Below are 20,725 nucleotides of genomic sequence, written 5' to 3'. Positions count from 1 at the left end.
GATCCACAGCGCGTGGATTGGAGGTTATTTTTGCTTACATGGAATTTAGGTGTGGGACACGCCAAGCCTTTGCTTAATATCCTGAATCTGTGCCAGATGACGCTCTTCATGATAGCTTGCAAAATAGACCCATTGAGCCAGATCCATCTCACCGAAAACCGGGTGAGGAAAGGACTTGCTCCGCAGCAGTTCAGCCTCATGATCCTGTGCAACGTGCATCAGCGCCTGATGCGAGGCTTCCAGGTCGTGGCGAACATTCGCCAGAGCTTCCGGTTCCGCAGGAGGCTGGAGATGAGCCGGAGCGTTGACAGAGTGGCTGCGATCCAGTGTTAGCTCATATGGTTTTTTGTCCACAGAAACGGTCTGTTCCTTCTCTAGAGCCGCTCGAGCTTGCTTCACAATTATACTTTCCATCAGATTCAGGTGACGGAGCACTTGCATCATACTCCAGCGTTCAGGTGTGGGTCTAAGGTTCAATTGTTCTTCATTAAGCCCAGAGATCGCTTCCCAGATTTGGCTCCGAATGTCGTCATTACGAGTGAACATCGTGCAATCCTCTCCTTTATATGAGTTCTATGATGTCAGCTTGTATATGTGTAGGCCCAGCATGTGGGTGCTTGATATATATCATAGAGGATATGAAGGGTGAATGCGAAAGAGGATTGAATTAACCTTGTTAGTTGAAGTTGTAGGGGTAAGAAAAAAGCTATTTCTTATAAATGAGCTATTTCAAATCATACCATCGCCAAAAAAGGATTGACGCTAAGTGCTGCTGGACTCTATAATCGATAACAAGTAACTTTATATGTAAGGAGTCCTGACATGGTATGTTAGTAATTGACGAAGTGTATCAACATACAGCATTGCAAATATCATCGTCCGATTTATTGTACCTTATCCAACAGCTCAAGGTCAAAAAAGAAAATGAGATTGAAACGCTCAAACATAAAATTGAACAATTCGAGCAAAAAAAACGTGCGGAAGAAGTCGCTTATCAATCTTTGTCGCCAGTACGCAAATGGTTCGCAGGGCGACCCGCATCCCATCACCAGGCGGTGGAATATATGGTCCAGGTGAAGGAACGTTTTCGCAAAATGGAGCAGATTCGGCGGCGGATACGAGAACTGGACCGCATTGCCGAACGAATCAAGCATCCGGACAGCATTGAACGGGACGAAATCGAGCTTACGCCCGAAACGATCCGGGAGATTAGACAGCTTAGGGAAACGGAGGATGTATAAGCATGACTTTGGAGACGTTAAGCTCCGGGATTGATACGGTCTGGGTCGTACTGAGTGCAGCCATGATTTTGTTGATGGAGGGCGGGTTTGCCCTGCTGGAAGCTGGCTTTGTACGTTATAAAAATAGCGTGAATATTATTATGAAGGTTTTCGCCGACATTACGATTGGGACATTGCTTTTCTATGCGATCGGATTTGGCTTAATGTATGGTTCTGATGCTGGTGGTTTGGTAGGCATAACTGGATTTTTCCTCAATGGAGATTTGTCTCATCTGGACGTACCCGTATCACTGGAAACATTTTGGCTGTTCCAGGCCGCGTTTACTATTGCCGTCATTTCCATCGTATCGGGTGCTGTGGCTGAGCGGATTAACTTTCGAGCCTACCTGCTGTACATCATACTGATGACCGCAATTATTTATCCAATTGGTGGTCACTGGGCATGGGGCGGCGGTTGGCTCAGCAAGCTGGGGATGCAGGATTTTGCTGGTTCCGCGGTCATTCACGCGTTGGGCGGGTTCTCTGCACTGGCCGCAGCGATTATTATTGGGCCGCGTAAAGGAAAATACACGCCGCTTGGCGTGAGTGCCATTGCGCTTCCGAGCAATCTGCCGCTGGCATCTGTAGGCGCATTTCTGCTATGGTTCGGCTGGTTTGGCTTCAATGCAGGAAGTACGCTCAGCGCGACTGATGTAAGGATCGGTCACATTGCCATCGTTACGATGTTGTCTGCTGCTTCGGGCGGCGCAGTTACACTGCTCTACACCTTGTTCCGTTTCAATCGTTCGGATGCACCATCCGTCATTAATGGCTCGCTTGCCGGTTTGGTTGGTATTACGGCGGGTTGTGCCTTTGTCGGTGATGTGGCTGCGATATTCATTGGGGCGGTATCCGGATTGCTCATGATGGCTGCAACGAGTTGGCTGGACCGCAGGCAGATTGATGATCCGGTGGGGGCGTTCCCTGTTCATGCTGTATCCGGGATGTGGGGAACCATTGCCGTGGGTTTATTTGCAACGGATGGGGGCTTGTTCATGGGAGGCGGCTGGAGGCTGCTGGGTGTTCAGGCGCTCGGTCTCACGGCTCTGGTCGTCTGGGGATTTGTCATGACCTGGATCGGTCTGAAGCTGATTGGCAAGATGGTTCCTGTCCGTTCTACGGAAGAAGAGGAAGATCTGGGCCTGGATATTAGTTATCATGGTGTAATGGCTGCCCACCAGTCGCATGAATTTCTGGATAGCGAGGAGCATATTCGCGCATTCCAGGATGATCTACCGCATCGGAATCGTTAGGGATGATGGATCGTAAGGATAGAGGCTGACAGCGAATGTCAGTCTCTTTTTTCGCTAGAAGCAGGGAAAGAAGAGGCAGCGGAAGAATATACAGGTGTGTACCTGAATATGTCTCACCATAGATGTATTGTCAGAAGGGGAGGATCTGTATGATTAAACCTGAACAATGTGAACGTCTGACCAGAAAAGCCCGGAAAACACTTGAGGAATATGGATTGGGTAATGCTGCCGATCTGCTGTTATCTTCAAGTCGTTGGGGAATTCGCCTTGATGTATCGACAGCGGATGAGTATCGCAGAACAGGAAATTCACGTGTAGGTGGAGATCCGGATCTGCCGGAGAACATGAAATGGCCTTTGACACAGGATGGAGTACCCATGACTTTCCTGGCCCAGTTGAACCTTGTGGACTTGACGCCATATATGCCAAATGATGGTCGCGGGAATTTGCCCGAACGGGGCATGTTATATTTTTTCATTGGAGTGGATGAGCCTGCTTATCATATTGAGCATCGTGTAATTTACGAGCCGGACGCTCATAACCTGACAAGGCGAGAGCCTGCGGGCGAAACTGCGCTGAAGCAGGAGGATTTTGTAGCGCACTCGGTAACGGTGCTGCCTAACCTTGAGTTTCCTACATATGCGTACATTGATTCTCTGGATCTGAATGCACTCGCTGCCCCGCTATCTGGTGGAAAAGTAGCCGTCGAAGGGGAGGAAGGTCTATATGACCGATACCTTGAATTCGAGTCCAGCTGGAATCATCCGAGTACACAGAACTGGGGTGGCATGTTTGGATATCCTGACGGTCAACATCCGGATGCAGAGCATCAGGCGCTGTTACAGATCGTACTTGGTGAAGAGTATGATTATGATGAACAGGCGTGTGAGAAGAAGCTGACTGCTCATTATGGTGGAGATGAGGAACGGACACAACAAGAGCTTTCGGATACATTGCTTCTATTGAAAATTGATACGCATGACGCTATCGGATTTCAATGGTGGGATTGTGGAGAGTTGCAATTTTTCATTCGCAAGGAGGACTTGCTTGCAGGACGATTCGATCAAACGTATTGTTCGTTATATTCAAGTTAAGTTCATGTTTGTTATCATAGAAGCAACAAAAAGTCCCAAATGCCGTCTATAAGAGTGAAGTGCACCCCTTAGAATAGACATTGGAAAAACCCCTGGGTTTAGCCGATGAAATTCTAGGGGGTGTATTTTTTTATGGCGATTAAGGGACAAAAGTTTAAAACGTATTCGGAGAAGATAAAAAATGAGGCTATTCGTTTGCATACGGTTGAGGGGTGGACTTATCGAAAGATTAATGAACATCTGGGGATTCATGATCCAGGACGAATGAAGCGCTGGATGCGAAAATATCGGGAACAAGGTGAGTTTGGACTGATGGATCAGCGAGGTCGACGTAAAGAATACTTGGATCAAGACCGCTTTGTACAAAAACTGAAACGGGAGAATGAGTTGCTAAAAAAGTGCTTGGTCATCTGGAAGGAGGAAGCAAACAAGAAAGATTTCAGATCATAGAAAAAGTAGCGGCATACGGTGATATCCAGAAACTTTGTGATGTGTTTGGCGTGTCACGGAGTGGATTTTATGCCTATGTAAAACGTAAACGATTCGATCGCGACGCAAAGGCGAAGAAACAAGTGCTTCAAACGTATCAACGATATGAAGGCAAATATGGTTATCGGCAGCTCCAGTTGTTCCTTTGGCAAGATCAGGGGATTTGGATGAACCACAAAAAGGTGCTCCGCCTGATGCAAATGCTCGGTATTCAATCTCGAATCCGTCGTAAACGGCGCTCCAGCAGCTCGTATACACCTGCGCAGCGTGTAGCAGAGAACCTCTTGAAGCGAGATTTCAGTGCAGAAAAACCGAATCAGAAATGGGTAACGGACATTACCCAGTATCGTGTGGGAGAGCGCTGGATATATCTTTCAGCCATAAAGGATCTGTTTAATAACGAAATTGTGGCTTACGAAATAGGCGAACGCAACGACAATGAACTGGTGCTTCGCACATTCAGCAAGGCGTTTGCGAAGCAAAAAGACGTGACCGGACTGGTCGTTCATAGCGACCAAGGATTCCAGTACACGTCTCATGCTTACCACGACATGCTGCCAAAGGTTGGCGCCCGAATCAGCATGTCTCGCCGAGGAAATTGTTATGACAATGCCTCGATGGAGAGTTTCTTCTCGCATCTCAAAACGGAAGGACTCTATCCTTATCATATCCGAACGCTTAGCGAAGCACAAAGCAAAATCGAAAAATATATCCGTTTTTACAACCGAAAACGGCCACAACGGAAACTAAAAAAACTGACGCCGGTAGAGTACCGACGCCAGTTTGCAGCCTAGGGTCTTTTTATAATGTCTACTAAATGGGGTCTTGACCAGAGGGAGGAGGGGCTTTTTTGTTCGTCATTGTTAGTTTTCAAACATGGCTGGTTTATATATGAAGGGGGAATAAATGGGTTGATTAGCGATCATACGTTCTATATAATGGGATAAAAAGGGAGTGTTTCTGTTGATTCAATCCGCATTCAAACATATTGATGTGGCAGTCACATCATTAATCAATTTATGTGACCAACTATCCGAACAGGATTTGGCTTTGACTCCGATTGAAGGCAAGCGGCCGGTTGGAGAGTTACTTTCTCATCTATCCGTCATTTGTCGTGCAGATGTACATATTTCGGAGGGAGCCTCTGAAGAAGAAATGGCTTTGTTTTACGAGGAAAATCAGCCGAATACACTCAGTGAGATCAAGGAAGCGTTGATTGCCAATCAGATGTACCTTTACCATAGATACAGACAGTTTAACACGGAAGAATTATTACAGGTGACTGACTCCTATCGGGGCGCTTCGTACAGTCGTCTGGAGTGGTTGCTTGAGATTATGGGACATGTATACCACCACAGGGGCCAACTGCACACGATGCTAACTTTGACTGGTATGGAGCCCAAAGTGGCGTTGTTTGAATAGAAAAATTAGATACATCATACGAGTTTCTGTCTGAATAGAAACAAGATTAGATAGAATACATAGAGCATGTTATCCGAAACAAGCAACGGTTAAATCGGGATTAGATCGACGATACTATACTTTACTGATAGGGAGTACCAAATGGAAGGCAACAACACTACATAGGTTGAGAGAAATAGACTGAACATATTCAGAGATTGCATTGGTTTACGATAATTAACCCATTATGAAGGGGCATTCAGTACTGGGAATTTGAACGTGTTACCCCCTTTCTTGAGCGCGATGATTTTCGCAGATTCATATTCTAGTGGTATACTCTGATCAAAGCAATGATTCATGGAATGGAAAGGAATAATGCCGTGGCACAGCCAGCAACCATTCTGCTTGTGGATGATGAGCAGGATATTATTAAACTGATGGAGATTTATTTTGGCAATGAAGGATATCGGGTTCTGACAGCCAGTGATGGGATCGAGGCGCTTGAGCAATTGAAGAAAGAGCCAATTGATCTGATTATTCTGGATGTCATGATGCCAAATATGGACGGAATTGAAGCCTGTATGAAAATTCGGGAAGAGCAGAAAATGCCGATCATTATGCTGTCCGCCAAAAGCATGGATATGGATAAAATCACAGGGCTGAGCATCGGTGCTGATGATTATGTGACCAAGCCGTTTAACCCGCTTGAACTAGTGGCACGGGCAAAATCACAGCTTCGCAGGTACTATACCTTCAATGAAGGCCGGGAGAACAAGGAGCATGAATGGGTGATTGACGATCTGGTCATCAATACCGATACCCATGAGGTCTGGGTGGATGAGCAGCCTGTTCGTCTGACTCCCCGTGAATTTGCCGTTCTGGAGCTGCTGGCGCGCCATCAAGGCTCTGTGCTTAGTATGGAGCAGATCTACAGACAGGTCTGGAAAGAGGAATTCATGGAATCCAACAACACCGTCATGGTGCATATCCGCAAGATTCGGGAGAAAATTGAACTCGACAGCAAACATCCCAAGTTCATACAGACGGTATGGGGTGTTGGGTATAAGATGATCAAACCACAATAAGCACGTGCGTCTACAAGGTGAATTGGATACAGAGCGTGAGCAGGGAGTTCCGAGATGAATTCAAAAATAATTAACACAGTCCGCTGGAAATTTATTTATGCATTTTTGCTGAGTGGCATTTTAACGGCGGCTATTTTGTATGGGGGCAGCAAAGTTGTACGATCCATTCTGGAAGCTCAGACCTATCCTGATTATTCGCTCCCTGCAAAGGGCATTAGGTGGCTGGTGAACAATATTGGGTCGGTGCCATTAATGATTATAATTGGCATACTTGGCTTTGTGCTGTTCTTTTTCCTGTTCACACGCAGGCTGATGCTCGTTTTGGATGAGATTACCGCGGGAATTCAGGAAGTAGCCAAAGGAGAACTGTCTCATCGGATCGAGGTAAAGACATCGGATGAATTTGGCGTTGTCGCTGCCAGTATTAATCAGATGGCTGAACAATTGCAGCTGTCATTGCAGGAGGAGCGTAGTGCGGTCGCTGCCAAAAATGATTTGATTACAGGCATTTCTCATGATTTGAGGACACCGCTTACCTCCATTCTCGGATTTTTGGAGTACATAGAGAAGGATCGGTATCAGGATGAAATTGAGATGCGCTATTACGTGAGCATTGCGTACGAGAAATCCTTAACATTAAGGAAACTGATCGACGATTTGTTCGAATATACCCGTGTCAGTGGTGGGAGCCTGCCCTTGTCCTTGACTTCTCTGAACCTGAACCCGTTTCTGATGCAGCTGGCGGAAGAGTTCGCTCCGATGCTGGAAGAGGCGGGCATGACATACAAGATCATCGGTGGACAGGAGCCTTTATGGATTCAGGCCGCTCCCGGGGAGCTTGTTCGTGCATATGAGAACCTGTTCAGTAACGCAATCCGTTACGGGGCACAGGGGAAAGTGATGGAGATCGCGTTGTCTCTTGAAGGTGATGAAGCCGTGGTGCGTATCAGCAATTACGGTGAACCGATTCCGGCCCAGGATTTGCCCCATTTATTCGATCGATTCTACCGGGTGGACAAGTCCCGCTCTCGTGATACGGGCGGCACCGGACTGGGGTTGGCTATTGCCAAGTCAATGATAGAACTGCATCAAGGAAGTATAGCTGCCTACAGTGAACAGGGCCGAACCGATTTTGTTACGCGTTTCCCTGTAACTGCTGCTCCGATGAACAGAGACCAAGCGGAACAGTAACTTGAAAGAATTCTCGTCCGATGTATTAGATCTTGCTTGATTCAACATCCTAATTGCTTAATTAAGAAAATGATAAGAAGTTACCCACTTCCTCATTAAGAAATATTCGGTATCCTTAACCTCAATCGTACACATGAGCTGCAAAATTGAGGAGGATGCCGAATATGAGATTATTATTACGTACAGTCAGACTTAGATACATATATATCTGTGGAGCAAGCGCGTTACTTAGCGCCGCGCTCCTATTTGTCGTTTATCACATGTTACGTTTTGCCCACCGTCATCTCCTCTCTGAGACAACAGGGATAACTCGCGTTATGCATTGGGTGATAAACCATATCGGAACAACACCGTTGGTTATATTCATCGGGGGAGGTTTGTTTGCATTGTTTTTTTGGATTCGATCACAGAAGATTGCAGATGACCTCAAGGTGATTGCTCGTGGAGCTCATGAGCTGGCTAATGGCCAAATTTCAGCACCGATTGAAGTGTTGAATGGCGGGGAACTGCGGCAGATTGCTGCCGATCTGAATGACGTTGCCATACGTATACAAGCGGAGCACATAAATAGTTCAGATCATGAGTGGATAGATCGGGAGCCAAGAGGCGAAGATTGGTTCGGAAAGCAACATATTCAAGAAGATTTGGTTGGATCACAATCTGGTCGCATAAGTGCCGATCTGCCGATTAAACTGACGCTCTATGGTGTTCGTTCATCGCTTGATATGGTCATGGAAGGACGCTGCCGGGATGAAGCGGAGATTCAGCACTGGGTCAGGCTGGCGTATGAACAGACGTTAAGGCTGGAGCTTGCCCTGGATTCCATGGAAATGAAGCCACAAGAACATTCAGGTTCCATTCCTCATGTATTCAGGGAGCCTGAATGTTGAGATCCAGTATAAGGCGGGGAGTCTATCACATATTTGATGCCTCTGTAGTGATCGTTATTTTGCTTGTGATCGGCTATATCTATCTGGTTGCTTACGGCGAAGGTGTACTTCGCAATCATCCTGAGGCCATATCAACGGCCTCTTCTACCATCATTACGAATGCCAACGGAACAGAAATTTCGAGATTACAAGTGCAAACCAAGGGATATTCGGAATATGCCGAATTGAAGGACATGCCCGATCTGTTAAAGCAGGCGTTTCTGGCTACGGAAGATCGACGTTTTTATAATCATAACGGATTGGATTTTATTGGGATTGGCAGGGCGGTTGTGCAGGATGTTTTACATATGAATCTCAGTCAGGGGGGCAGCTCCATTACACAGCAACTGGCCAGAAATCTGTACTTGAACGGAGACAAAACGCTGGTTCGCAAGGTGAATGAGATGTCGATTGCCATGGCGATGGAAAAGAAATTTAGCAAGGATGAGCTATTTGAGCTGTATCTGAATCATATTTATATGGGACGTCAGCAGTACGGGGTTAAAGCGGCGGCGTGGCGTTACTTCGGGATTAAGGATTTACATCAGCTGGAGATTTGGCAAATCGCTACGCTGGCTGGAATTCCCAAAGGACCTTCCATATACAATCCGGTAGATCGGGAAGACCTGTCCAAAGAGAGGCGTTCTGTGGTTCTTGGCCTCATGCATGAGCAAGGAATTATTACAAAGAGACAGATGGAGGAAGCGCGAAGTGTGGACTATACACCGCCAGATCCAACATCTGCATCGAGTCCAGGCTCGCCAGTGCCTGCTTACGTGTCTGCATTAGATGCGGTGATCGAGGAGGCTTCTCGCCTTACAGACAAAAGTATAGCAGAGATTCAATCCGCAGGCTGGACCATTCATACAGGATTGGATGATCAAGCGCAGCTAGCGATGGAGCAAGCGTTCAGCGAATCTTCCCGGTTCACCGATGATCGCAAGGATGAGCAAGTGCAGGCGAGCATGGTCATACTGGACCAGCATAACGGTGAAGTCAAAGCGATGATGGGCGGGCGTGACCCTGTAAAAGGAGGCATTAACCGGGCAACCGCGGATGCAAGGCAACCCGGTTCTGCATTCAAGCCCATCATTGCATACGGACCTGCATTGGAATCCGGGCGGTTTAAGCCGGAGAGTATTCTGCCTGATCAACGCATGAAATATGGGAGTTATCAACCAAGCAATCTGGGTGGGCGTTACAGAGGTACAGTTACGATGTCACAAGCCATTGAACATTCCATCAATGCTCCAGCCGTATGGCTGCTGCATGAGACAGGGTTGGGACGCGCACATCAATTTGCAGATCGATTGGGCATTGAACTGGGTAAGGAGGATCTCAATCTGTCGATTGCCTTGGGTGGCTTGCATAAAGGGGTATCTCCACTGAAAATGGCTCAGGCCTATTCTGTCTTTGCTAATAACGGCAAGTTTAATACGTCACATCTGATTCGTGGAATTACGGATTCACGTGGCCGGGCGATTTATACTTTTAAGCCAGAGAACAAGCAGGTGATCTCCACCAACACGGCAACGGCTATGACCCGTATGCTCCAAGATGTGGTCAGTCAGGGAACAGGCAGTAGAGCACAGCTGAGTCGGCATAAAGTAGCGGGGAAGACAGGAACAACGCAGGCTGCATTACCTGATGTAAGCAAGGAAGCTAATCGGGATCTGTGGTTCGTGGGATATACCGGCAAGTGGACGGCTGCAGTCTGGATGGGATTTGATCGTACGGATGCAGAACATTATATGAGATCCGGAAGTGGTGTGGCGGCAGATTTATTTGCGTCTGTTATGAAGCGTGCTTTGCCATGAAAGAGATGGTTTACTGTATAACGATGGACAAGGATTTTCCAGCAGACATGGGGAGATTTCTGCCTTATGGATCGTACAGTTATCGAACAAATGGATGCAACGATGAGACCGCTGCAAGGGAGATAATCCCGGATCCAACATGGATTAAAAATATGGAAAACCCGTGAAGGACAGTTTACCCTGTCTCCCACGGGCCATTATCGTTTTAGTGATAGTATATTTATCTACTGCTAGGGTTTTGCTCGCAACGATTCAGGTAAACGACGAATCATTTGGTTCAACACTTCGGACAATACAAGTCCGATCGCGATGGCACCGGATAACATGAGTGCCTTGGCAGCCATCTCCATGGCAGCACCGTAGTCATTTTGCACAAAATTACGCATCGCATTATACGCCAGCCCACCGGGAACGAGCGGAATGATGCCAGCCACGCTAAAGATAATGACGGGTGCGCGAAACATACGGGAGAACAGCTGGCTGATGACACCTACCGCGATGGTCGCTGCCAGTGTAGCAGGAACAGCATCTGCTGCATATTCGAGCACAATGTAGATGATCCAGCCAATCATGCCGACAAATCCACCGTGAAGCAGCATGCGTCGTGGGGCGTTGAAGATGATGCCGAATGCAGCCGAGGCGACAAAGCTGGTCAGGGCTTGTTCAATAAAATGAAGCATAACCTGCAACTCCTCCGTCTTACGTAAAAAGTGAAAAAACAACAGCAATGCCGGTACCAATCGCAAAAGCCGTCAGAAACGCCTCGGCTCCCTTGGATAGCCCGGACACGAGATGCCCGGCCATCAGATCACGCACAGCATTGGTAATCAGCAGTCCCGGTACCAGCGGCATGACTGAGCCAATAATGATTTTGTCCCGTTCATGACCCGCACCCATATAGACAAGCAAAAAGGCGAGCAGGCCAATGACAAATGAAGCTGTCAGCTCGGCAAAAAACTTCACGAGTACCAGTCGATGGAAGGCAATGACCGCTGCATAGCCGATACCACCGCAGAGCACTGCAGGGAGAAAGTCGACCCAGCCTCCACCAAACATAATGGTAAAGCACCCACTGGATAACGCCGCCGCCGTAAGCCGCACAACCGCAGAATAGGAGGAGGGCTGTCCCTCAATTTGTTGTAACAACGCATACGCTTCTTCAACGGACAATTCACCTTGTCCAATACGCCGGGAAACGGCATTCACTTCAGATACCTTGTGCAAATCCGTGGTTCGTTCCGAGATTCGAATCAGCTTGGCAGGCTCGGTTGCATCAACCGAGAAGAAGATGCCTGTGGGCACAACGTAACTGTGCGAATGGGGAAGGCCCAGCGCGGCAGCCATGCGTTTCATCGTATCTTCCACACGGTAGGTTTCACCGCCGCTTTGCAGCATAATTTTGCCTGCCAATAGACAGATCGCGATCACTCTGGATTGTTCAGTATGATTTGTCCCAACCAGCTCCGTCTCAGACTGAGGCACGGGTGGAGGATCATGAGGGATATATTCCAACCGGATCAAGCTCCGTTCATATGAGATAAGGCTTGGTGCCGACACCATTGTATCATATTTCACACGTTAGCAAGGAAACATACCGCATGAACGACAGGAAGTCATCCAGATTGCAGAGATTGATGCATACATTCAAGCCAAAAGGACGACCCGAGCACCCCTAAACCAACCAAAAAAATCTTCGTTCCCGGACCCAAGGGCCTCCGGAGCAAAGATTTTTGGATTTGGCTCTATAGCGATAAAAAAACAATTACATCAACAGCGTAATGACTAACAGCTCATACAGTACGAGTGGCAGAATCGTCGGTCCAAACAAGGCACGTGGCTCAGGATATCCATGCATCGGCGTAACCTGGAGATATAGAATACCCCGATCTGCGCTGATAATGACACCTTCCCATACCTGACCATCGATATTCTGGACTTGCACCTTCTTGCCTACGTGCTGCCGGGCTGTATGATGAAGCATATTCCGCACACTATGCACGGATTGGAGCATCGGTTGATTGGCTTGGTATACGACAAATGCGGATGGTGTGGATGTGGATTCAGACATGAAGCACAACCCTTCCTCAAAATAAGTTCTTACTTCAAGGTATGCATCTGCCTACAAAAGGTGTTTACACAAATGCCATCTCAAGGCTTCCGCGCCCATTTTCATAAGCGACTTTGCCCAGTGCGCCATTCACAAAGGTTAACTGTGGCGGGATGTGGCCCAGATCCACATCATACAGTACGGGAACATCCATATTCCCCAGCGCTGAGGTTAGGGCATCGGTGAAATTGAAATCTCCGGTATCCGAATACCCGGCAGGTCGGCCGAACATGAAGCCTTTAACGCCAGCAAACCAGCCAGCCTGTCTCATCTGCCACAGATGACGGTAGATATCACCCGCATTCATTTCACAGCTTTCCAGATACCAGATGGTTCCTTCTTCTGCACAGTACTGATCGAGATACGCCTCAACTGGTGCGTAAGGTGTGCCGATCAGACAAGTGATGGTATCCATACAGCCGCCGATCAACCGACCTGAGAACGTAACCTGTGCGTCAGCTCCTTGGGGCTGCCCCAGCTGTTTCCAGTGTGATGGGGTATCCAGATTAAACCTGGATAACTCCGGTTTCCATTCCGATTGATAGTGGGTGGAGGAAAATTGAGTGATCTGCCCTCCGTGTCCAGTCTGCAATACATCAATCCAGCGGGCGGTCACCGGATCGAGTTCATTGGACCTAAGATCCACGTAGTTCGTACCATGTGCCGAAGCCGTTCCGGTGATCAGGGTGTATGCAAATAAAAAGGTGCTGATATCTGAATAGCCCATGACCCATTTGGGCGGCAATGTTTTCAAAGCATCCCAATCCAGCAGGGGCAGGATATCCATAAGAAACTCTCCACCCCACGGAGGGATAATTGCCTGAATCTCAGGGTTCCGGAAAAACGCATTGATCTCGGCTGCGCGATCTTCCTTGGATGAACTTACACATTTGGCGTTATGCCGTAGAAAGGGGCTCTCCTGAACACCAAAACCAAGGCGCTCCATGTTGTGCCTGCTCTCTTCAAGGTAATGATGCAAGGATTCACCCACACCGCTGGATGGCGCCGCCACCCCAATGGTATTTCCCGGTGCGAGTGGTTGTGGGTAACGGATGGAACGGTTATTCATTGTGGAAACATCCTTTCCTGTGACATATTGATTTAATGTAGATGTTTGGTGTTTCCATTATAAAGAGTAATTACGTTTATAACAGCATACTTCTGAAAATGATTAAGGATTCACCGGGATTTCCATTGAAAATGGTGATTTAAATTTCATTGGATAGGTGTAAATATGCATCTTTATTTCCCCTTTCATCTTGGCCCCATTTTGAATAGTAGAAGAGATAATCGTATGTCTGTCATCCGTTCCATCTCCACTGCTCCAATTGGAGCCTGGAATCTGATACGATTTACCTGCTTTGTCCATAACATCTCCGAAAGCTAGAATGAACTTGCCTTCCATACTACCGTCTACAGAGAAATGGATAACCAAATCTTTGCCAACGACCTTGCTTCCGAGCATCTTTAATCCAGATGGACCGCCTGTAATCTTGTGTGAATTCAGATCAACGACGATATCAAGTTCATTTTTATTCAGCCCCGAAAAGCCAGATCCTTGTAAAGTCAGCTTTTTCGGAATGGAGAAGTACATGCTTTCAAAGTAAATGGATCGTTCATCCTCACCTGTCGTGGTGTCTGTTCTCCATGCACGGCCTTGTTCATCGACTAATTGAAGATCATCCAGTCCAAAGATTTTTTTTGTGTTCTTTGGATCCAATTTCACATCAAGCACGAGACGGGTCGGATAAAGGGTGGCCTGCTTCACATCGATAAGTTGTCCATCGACGGTTAACGTCTGATTTATGGGAATGACTTTTTTCATGCCTTTGGTTAACGTTTTATCTACCGGGAACGTAACTTTCCACTCATGAGGATTAGCTCCCCTGGCCTTGATTACGACACTCAGCTCATCGGGGGGCGAGGCCTCATCGGTAAAGATAACATCAATCATATTTTCATACACATTCTCGTCTGAAGTAGGTTTAGGTGAAGAATAACTAAATCCAACAGGAAGATTCTTACCATGCTCATCAAGCAAATCGATGTCATACATCCCTTTCTCGGAATCTTTCATGCCTTTCAGTGTGTAAAAAATAACCATACGTGACTCGTCTGTAATAATGCCGTCCACGGTCATAGAAGCTCCATTATGCTCATCGGTCACACCGACCTTCTGCAAGAGGGACTGATCGATGGCCATCATTAATCCTTTATCCTGGCGAATCATGCTGACGATACCTTCCATGCCCGGTAGCTGCTCTACAAAGGACGCAAAAGCGGGAGAGACGCGGATACATCCCGTAAACACGAGGATAATTGCAGCTGCAGAGATGGAACTCATATACCAGCGCAACCTCGATCTGCGCTTGCGCGTGGCCTGACGGACTCCGGCCTGTACAGCCTGATTTGCTCCGGCGTCGGGTACAGGGATAGTGTCGTATTCCGTTTTGCGAGCATCCAGACGCTGTTCCAGAGCTTCAAATGATTTCATTTCATCGGTCATGATAATTTATCTCCTTTCGTTTCAAGTTGATTTCGAAGCTGTCCGAGTGCTCGATGCAGTCGGGATTTTACGGTCCCTGTAGGAATTTCCAGAATGTCAGCGACCTCTGTCAAGGAGAAACCTTCGAAATAACTCAGAATAATAATCTGCTTGCAATCCCGATCCAGCGCAGAGACGGCTGCGGCAAGATCGGGGTCTTCGGGTCGGTCCCAGCTGCTGGGTTCATGAATTTCGGTAACGTGGCTGAACCGGCTCTTGCGTTTGCGTTCGTCTGCACAGTAGTTCAGCAGAATGCGGATTAGCCAGGTGCCGAAATAGGAGGGTTCTTTTAGTTTCTTGAGCGTTCGATAAGCTCTATAGGTAGTCTCCTGTATCGCTTCCAGCGCATCGCCTTCGTTGTGCAGATAGGCATAAGCGATCCGATACAGTCGGCTCTGATGCATCTCCATTAAGGCTGCAAAAGCCTCGGCATCCCCTTTTTGTGCCACGATAGTCAGTTGAGCAGGGGTCACAATGGCTCCTCCTTTCATGGATGTTGTTGCGACTTGTTGCGTATTAGACCGTGGAAAGGGCCAAACGGTTCTTGGTTTTGGAAAATAAAGTTATGTATACATGTACTGAGACTACTATAAAAGAAGGAATTTGCGCAGAAAAGCGAAAATAACCGCCAAGCTCCCCTTTGACTCAGAAAAAGGAGTTCGGCGGTTGTTATGCATTTTATTGAAGTTTCGTCATCCTAAATTACGGTTCCCACATTCAATCTTGGGAATAGAGCTGCTTAACGGCTTGTAGTCCAGGCACGGTAAAACTCGCTAGCGGAGAGGGAAGATCGTTCAGTGGGAACCAGCCGATCTCGCCAATGGCACCGTCTTCCTCCAGATTGCGAGCAATACCGTGGATGACCCGAGTGAAATAGAGAACAGATATCCAATGTTCTTCCTGTTCCGGACGAATGGTTTCGGCCGTGCAGAGTAACCCCTCGATGGCAATATCCAGATCGACTTCTTCCTTAATTTCTCGAATGACCGCCGTTTCCAGCGACTCATAAGGATCGACTTTGCCTCCAGGGATACTCCAGGTGTATTGTTCAGGCTGACGATTCCGCCAAACCAAAAGAACTTCATTACGCTCGTTGAGGATAACCGCCCCAACACCGATGCGAGGTTGAACAGAAGCATCCGCCATGAGCTTGGCTTGTGAACCGGACAACGCAGATTCTTCAGCAGCTAGCAGTTGTGAGTCTGAGTGATCTTCCGTCTGTGCAGCTCCCCGGACTTGAGTGGACTGAAACGCCAACGGAAGCTTGGTCTGCGTTGACCATTCTTCCGCAAGGATACTCATGGAGATCAGATCATAATGCGTGCCATCCCGCAGAACGGCAGAGCGCTGACGACCTTCCTCCCGAAATCCGGCTTTGAGATATGCACGTCTCGCAGCTTCATTGTATTCAATGACTTCCAGCGAAATCCGGTTCAGATTCAATTCATGGAATCCATAACGAATAATCAGGGCAAGAGCATCACTGCCGTAGCCTTGACCACGATCTTTGTCATCACCAATACCAATGGCCAGTCGTGCAGAACGGTTATTCCACTCCATTCGGTAGAGCGCCGTAAATCCAATGAAACGATTGTCCTCCAGTGTACGCAGCGCAAATTCAAAGCCGTTGTCTCTCCGAACTGCGGATGACCCTGTCTCATCAGGCGTTAGTGGAACAGCAATATCGGTATCCAGATTACGCAAGTAATCATAACTGTCAGTGAAGCGGCTGAGCCGCATGCAGTCTTCCGGGCAAGGAGCGGCCAGTCGGACTTTGGAGCCTTGAAAAGCATTTAAATGACGTGGAGCCATGTTGCACCTCTTTTATTTGATATGAAATCAATCATTTTATCTCATTATACTACGAAAGGAAGAGGATACCGAAAAAGGACATAACTTAGGTGAGTGGATTCTCCTGATTAGGAAAATAAAAGCGATGCCAAATACGGTTAATATAGATCATCTGGATTTTTCCGAATATTAGACAAAACAAAAAGCAGCCAAAGGACTGCTCTACCATTCACATTCATTATTTCATATCCTGCAACAGATTTTTCATTTTCTTGTAATGCCCGCTTACCCGGTCAACCATGTAGTTATACATAAGCTGATTCTCCGAAAGATCCGCCATTTCCTTGTCAATGTCAACGTTATTGTTGTTATTATTCATGGATGTTTCGTTGTTCTCGACAATCTGGTAATTAACGATGGAAGCATTGGGATTACTAACCGGAAAGTGTTTTTCATGAGTCCGTTTCATATCGAGCTGATCTGTTTTGCCATTCTCGATGATACGTCTAAGCTCTTCCTCAAACTCCACCGATTTCTTTTTGTAATTGGGTGTGTCTGCATTGGCAATATTTTCAGTGGTAACTTGGTGCTGTACGTTCAGCGCTTGTAACAGAGATTCATTGCGTCTGGAAGTGTTCGTTTCAATCAACGGCTCAGTCTCCTTAATGGAAATGCAATTGCTTTCATCATAAAAAATTGCGCTACTGCCTGTCAAGTTAGGCAAAAGAAAAGGACAAGCGCACGCCGGAGGCTTCCGTTAAGAAATCCTTCCTTCATGACATCTTATCCTTGTTCAGTCCTTATGAATCAGTCTTTACGAATCAGGCATTAAGAAGGACGATTGATGTTTTTGCCATAATAAATCTCATCCATCTCCAGCTTCAGCCACTCCGTAATTTCCTGTTGCTCGGCTTTACTCAGTTTATCTTTGGTATAACCAAACAGATAGTTATCGAGGTCGAATTCCCTCAACTTGCACTTGGTGTGAAAAATGTTCTCCTGATACACGTTCACGTCAATCATGTCGAAGCTGCTCTTGATCTCATCCGGAATATAATTCTGAATCGAACCAATCTCGTGATCAATGAACAGCTTGCGTCCGCTCGTATCCCGTGTAAACCCCCGTACCCGGTAATCCATCGTCATAATATCCGTATCAAACGAGTGGATCAGATAGTTCAGCGCCTTTAGGGGCGAGATTTCACCGCAGGTAGAGACGTCAATGTCTGCCCGGAACGTACTGATGCCTTCACTCGGGTGGAATTCGGGATACGTATGAACGGTAATATGGCTTTTATCGAGCTGCATGACGACATTATCGGGCAGGGGACCGGGGGATTCATCGAAGGATTCTTCGGGAATCTCCACAATGGGGCCTTCCGAGACAAGCATTGTCACACTTGCACCCTGTGGAACATAGTCCTGTTGGGCGACATTCAGCACATGGGCACCGATAATGTCAGACACGTTGGTCAGTATTTTACTGAGCCGGGCCGCATTATATTGTTCATCAATATATTCAATGTAAGCTTCGCGTTCATCTTTGGTTTTCGTGTAACAGATATCGTACATATTGAAACTCAGCGACTTGGTCAGGTTGTTGAATCCATGCAGTTGAATGCGCTGTTCTGGCGTTAATGTCATGGTTGCAGTTCCCCTTTGTCCCATACGACATGGTAATCGCAGTTTTTACTACTACTTATACCCAACCTGCCGCCAAAAAAAACATATGTACGAATTCCTGAACAACTAAGCTGCTACATAAAAGTGCAATGATCACTAATTCATTCGTACCTTATCCGAGGTTGACTCATTTGATCACTTAGAATGAAGAATCCTCGTAATCCCCAACATCGTTCATCCGTTCATCTTCGGCGACCGATTGGATATCCTCTGATGTGATACTAATGATGGTGTAATCTTCATTCTGCTGCTTTTTGACCGCTTTTTCCTTGATAAAACGAGGACTGCCATCTCCGGCATCTTCGTCATAGACGAGCAGGAGACCGTCGCTTTTGCGCAGCAACAAGTCATCGCGTGCAGTGAACTGCCACGGGCCGATATACGGCTGACGACTAATCGCTCCGTAATAGTCTACACCTTGCAGGATGGAGCGATAATACTCCTGTTTGTCTTCCTTCCATTGTTCCTCTGGATTCTGAAAAGCAGTAATGATTGACAGCTTCAGATCCGGGAACGTCTTCTTCAGCTCAAGCACCACTTCGCAGGCCCATAAGTCCACGCCGTATTGTCCTGGCGTCAGTACCCATTCCAGCCCGTCTTCGACCAGAGGTGTAAGACGGGAAGAGATGGCCTTCTTGATGAAAGGAATTCCCTCATGCTTCTGTCCAAAAATCTGTAGTTCATGTGCACGATAACCGGTAATCAGCAAGTTGTTCAGCATCGGTTCCTCCCTTCAGACGTGGTTAGGCCATCGGCCAAATCTGGCACCGGGGCTTGTCTTGAATAGGCTGAGATCTGAGCCACCGATGCCTGTTCTCTGAATCATTCCGTTATTTCGCTGGTGGGGCGTCCGCACGGAATGGATACAGGAACTGCTTCGGAATATCGGTCTCAAATCGCATTAGCTCGCCTGTCGTTGGATGGATGAACGAGAGTACCCGTGCATGCAGTCCGAGGCGTCCAAGTGTTTTGGTTTGTGCACCGTATTTTTTGTCGCCTGCAATGGGATGTCCGAGATCTTCCATATGCACACGGATCTGGTTTTTGCGTCCCGTTTCCAGACGGACTTCCAACAGGGAGAACTCGCGGTTCGACTGCAGACGTTTGTAGTGTGTAATCGCATGCTGTCCATCATTCGGGCGAGGACTGGAATACATTTTGAGTGTCTTGGTTTCTTTCAGCCATGAGGAAATGGTTCCTTCTTCCTTCGCAACGGCACCTTCTACAAGGGCAACATACACACGTTCCTGTACGTTGTCTTTCCAGTTGTCCTGCAGTTTCTGCTGCACTTCTTCACTCTTGGCGAACATCATGACACCCGAAGTGTCGCGGTCCAGACGATGGACAATAAATATCCGGTTCAGCTCGTTGGTACGGCGAACATGCTCGGTCAGCTGGCGATAAGCAGTAAGATCATCACTTTTGTCAGCGGCAATGGATAGCAGCCCGGCTTCCTTGCGAATGACAATGATATCATCGTCTTCATGCAAAATGTTAATGCCTGTCAAGGAAGGAGCGGCAACAGCGCCTTCTCTGCTGATCGTTACGATCTGCCCTGGCGTCAGCTCCAGATTAAACTTGGTAACTACTTTCTGATCAACGGATACCTGTCCGCGACCCAGGATGGATTTGACCGCATTCCGGCCGGACTTCAAGTGTTTCAGCAAAAAGTTAAGCAGTTCATCCGGTTCAGTGACTTTGTACGGGCGTGGTGGTTCCTGCTTACGATAATAGGAATTGCCCGAGCGTTTAGCTGCTTTGGGTTTGGATGCTCCGGCTTTCTTAGGAGCTGCGGAGGACTTGGCAGCTACTGGCTTTTTCGCCGCTCCTGCATTGCGTGATGCGGATGGTCCTGATGATTTGGCGGAAGTAAAAGTGGACCGCCCGGACCGTGCTGTGGATGAACCTGTAGATGCTTTCCCCTTGGCCGATGTATTGCCTGTTGGGCGTTTGCGTTTATTCATAAATAGTAATCTCCTTCTGAACAGCCTGTACCGCTTGTGTGCATACGATCCGTTCATTTCGTTATGCAGTCCAATATACCACTAACCGGGGGCAAA

22 protein-coding genes and 1 pseudogene are annotated in these 20,725 nt (G+C 47.4%); 10 read left to right on the top strand and 13 right to left on the bottom strand.

Features of this window, described 5'->3' with window-relative positions; genetic code table 11:
• Window positions 1-45: 45 nt before the first annotated feature.
• Window positions 46-546, bottom strand: a complete 501-nt coding sequence (locus Q0V21_RS15175) for a DinB family protein (protein ID WP_079350769.1) — start codon at window positions 544-546, stop codon at window positions 46-48.
• Between the two features lie 281 nt (window positions 547-827).
• On the opposite strand from Q0V21_RS15175, the gene Q0V21_RS15170 reads away from it, so the two are divergent.
• The 10 genes from Q0V21_RS15170 (at window position 828) to Q0V21_RS15125 (ending at window position 10,539) form a co-directional block, all read left to right on the top strand.
• Window positions 828-1,241, top strand: a complete 414-nt coding sequence (locus Q0V21_RS15170; RefSeq protein ID WP_301879582.1) for a hypothetical protein — start codon at window positions 828-830, stop codon at window positions 1,239-1,241.
• Between the two features lie 2 nt (window positions 1,242-1,243).
• Window positions 1,244-2,533 (top strand): ammonium transporter, encoded by a 1,290-nt coding sequence (locus tag Q0V21_RS15165; protein WP_079350767.1) that lies wholly within the window; start codon window positions 1,244-1,246, stop codon window positions 2,531-2,533.
• 149 nt (window positions 2,534-2,682) lie between these two features.
• On the top strand, window positions 2,683-3,627 hold the full coding sequence (locus tag Q0V21_RS15160) for a YwqG family protein (RefSeq protein WP_079350766.1): 945 nt from the start codon (window positions 2,683-2,685) through the stop codon (window positions 3,625-3,627).
• 132 nt (window positions 3,628-3,759) lie between these two features.
• A complete protein-coding gene (locus Q0V21_RS15155; RefSeq protein WP_079350485.1) occupies window positions 3,760-4,077 on the top strand; it encodes a helix-turn-helix domain-containing protein in 318 nt (105 codons plus the stop codon).
• Complete coding sequence (locus Q0V21_RS15150) at window positions 4,026-4,910, top strand: IS3 family transposase (protein ID WP_301879581.1); 885 nt, start codon at window positions 4,026-4,028, stop codon at window positions 4,908-4,910. The genes Q0V21_RS15155 and Q0V21_RS15150 overlap by 52 nt, the downstream gene beginning before the upstream one ends.
• 169 nt (window positions 4,911-5,079) lie before the next feature.
• Window positions 5,080-5,538 carry a DinB family protein gene (locus Q0V21_RS15145; protein WP_301879580.1) on the top strand — a complete coding sequence of 153 codons (459 nt, stop codon included), beginning with the start codon at window positions 5,080-5,082 and terminating at the stop codon, window positions 5,536-5,538.
• A 341-nt stretch (window positions 5,539-5,879) separates the two neighbouring features.
• Window positions 5,880-6,602: a response regulator transcription factor gene (locus tag Q0V21_RS15140; protein ID WP_483312376.1), complete on the top strand. Its 723-nt coding sequence runs from the start codon at window positions 5,880-5,882 to the stop codon at window positions 6,600-6,602.
• Between the two features lie 54 nt (window positions 6,603-6,656).
• Entirely contained in the window at window positions 6,657-7,793 is a 1,137-nt protein-coding gene (locus Q0V21_RS15135; RefSeq protein ID WP_301879579.1) for a sensor histidine kinase, read from the top strand.
• A gap of 164 nt (window positions 7,794-7,957) precedes the next feature.
• Window positions 7,958-8,683, top strand: a complete 726-nt coding sequence (locus Q0V21_RS15130; RefSeq protein WP_301879578.1) for a HAMP domain-containing protein — start codon at window positions 7,958-7,960, stop codon at window positions 8,681-8,683.
• On the top strand, window positions 8,677-10,539 hold the full coding sequence (locus Q0V21_RS15125; RefSeq protein WP_301879577.1) for a transglycosylase domain-containing protein: 1,863 nt from the start codon (window positions 8,677-8,679) through the stop codon (window positions 10,537-10,539). Before Q0V21_RS15130 ends, Q0V21_RS15125 begins: the two co-directional genes overlap by 7 nt.
• Window positions 10,540-10,769: 230 nt before the next feature.
• Here Q0V21_RS15125 and Q0V21_RS15120 read toward each other — a convergent pair whose 3' ends face one another.
• The 12 genes and pseudogenes from Q0V21_RS15120 to Q0V21_RS15065 form a co-directional block, all read right to left on the bottom strand.
• Complete coding sequence (locus Q0V21_RS15120; RefSeq protein WP_285075085.1) at window positions 10,770-11,219, bottom strand: threonine/serine exporter family protein; 450 nt, start codon at window positions 11,217-11,219, stop codon at window positions 10,770-10,772.
• Between the two features lie 19 nt (window positions 11,220-11,238).
• Entirely contained in the window at window positions 11,239-11,934 is a 696-nt protein-coding gene (locus Q0V21_RS15115; RefSeq protein WP_236703443.1) for a threonine/serine exporter family protein, read from the bottom strand.
• 367 nt (window positions 11,935-12,301) lie between these two features.
• Window positions 12,302-12,607, bottom strand: a complete 306-nt coding sequence (locus Q0V21_RS15110) for a hypothetical protein (RefSeq protein ID WP_079350759.1) — start codon at window positions 12,605-12,607, stop codon at window positions 12,302-12,304.
• Window positions 12,608-12,671: 64 nt separating this feature from the next.
• Window positions 12,672-13,715 carry a S66 family peptidase gene (locus Q0V21_RS15105; RefSeq protein WP_301879576.1) on the bottom strand — a complete coding sequence of 348 codons (1,044 nt, stop codon included), beginning with the start codon at window positions 13,713-13,715 and terminating at the stop codon, window positions 12,672-12,674.
• Between the two features lie 102 nt (window positions 13,716-13,817).
• Window positions 13,818-15,152: a DUF4179 domain-containing protein gene (locus tag Q0V21_RS15100; RefSeq protein ID WP_301879575.1), complete on the bottom strand. Its 1,335-nt coding sequence runs from the start codon at window positions 15,150-15,152 to the stop codon at window positions 13,818-13,820.
• Window positions 15,149-15,664 carry a sigma-70 family RNA polymerase sigma factor gene (locus tag Q0V21_RS15095; protein ID WP_301879574.1) on the bottom strand — a complete coding sequence of 172 codons (516 nt, stop codon included), beginning with the start codon at window positions 15,662-15,664 and terminating at the stop codon, window positions 15,149-15,151. Before Q0V21_RS15095 ends, Q0V21_RS15100 begins: the two co-directional genes overlap by 4 nt.
• A 244-nt stretch (window positions 15,665-15,908) precedes the next feature.
• A complete protein-coding gene (locus Q0V21_RS15090; protein WP_301879787.1) occupies window positions 15,909-16,337 on the bottom strand; it encodes an NUDIX domain-containing protein in 429 nt (142 codons plus the stop codon).
• 174 nt (window positions 16,338-16,511) lie between these two features.
• Window positions 16,512-17,003 (bottom strand): annotated as a pseudogene (locus Q0V21_RS15085) (GNAT family N-acetyltransferase); the annotation flags it as partial.
• 217 nt (window positions 17,004-17,220) lie between these two features.
• A complete protein-coding gene (flgB, locus tag Q0V21_RS15080; RefSeq protein ID WP_079351034.1) occupies window positions 17,221-17,631 on the bottom strand; it encodes a flagellar basal body rod protein FlgB in 411 nt (136 codons plus the stop codon).
• A gap of 179 nt (window positions 17,632-17,810) precedes the next feature.
• Window positions 17,811-18,626 (bottom strand): adenosylmethionine decarboxylase, encoded by an 816-nt coding sequence (speD, locus tag Q0V21_RS15075; RefSeq protein WP_024629404.1) that lies wholly within the window; start codon window positions 18,624-18,626, stop codon window positions 17,811-17,813.
• Between the two features lie 178 nt (window positions 18,627-18,804).
• Entirely contained in the window at window positions 18,805-19,386 is a 582-nt protein-coding gene (locus tag Q0V21_RS15070; protein ID WP_029880796.1) for an SLOG family protein, read from the bottom strand.
• 109 nt (window positions 19,387-19,495) lie between these two features.
• On the bottom strand, window positions 19,496-20,629 hold the full coding sequence (locus Q0V21_RS15065; RefSeq protein ID WP_301879573.1) for an RluA family pseudouridine synthase: 1,134 nt from the start codon (window positions 20,627-20,629) through the stop codon (window positions 19,496-19,498).
• Window positions 20,630-20,725: the final 96 nt, after the last annotated feature.

It is taken from the genome of Paenibacillus sp. 11B (assembly GCF_030487755.1).
Lineage (GTDB): Bacteria > Bacillota > Bacilli > Paenibacillales > Paenibacillaceae > Paenibacillus > Paenibacillus vandeheii.
This window is presented reverse-complemented; position numbering and strand designations above follow the sequence as displayed.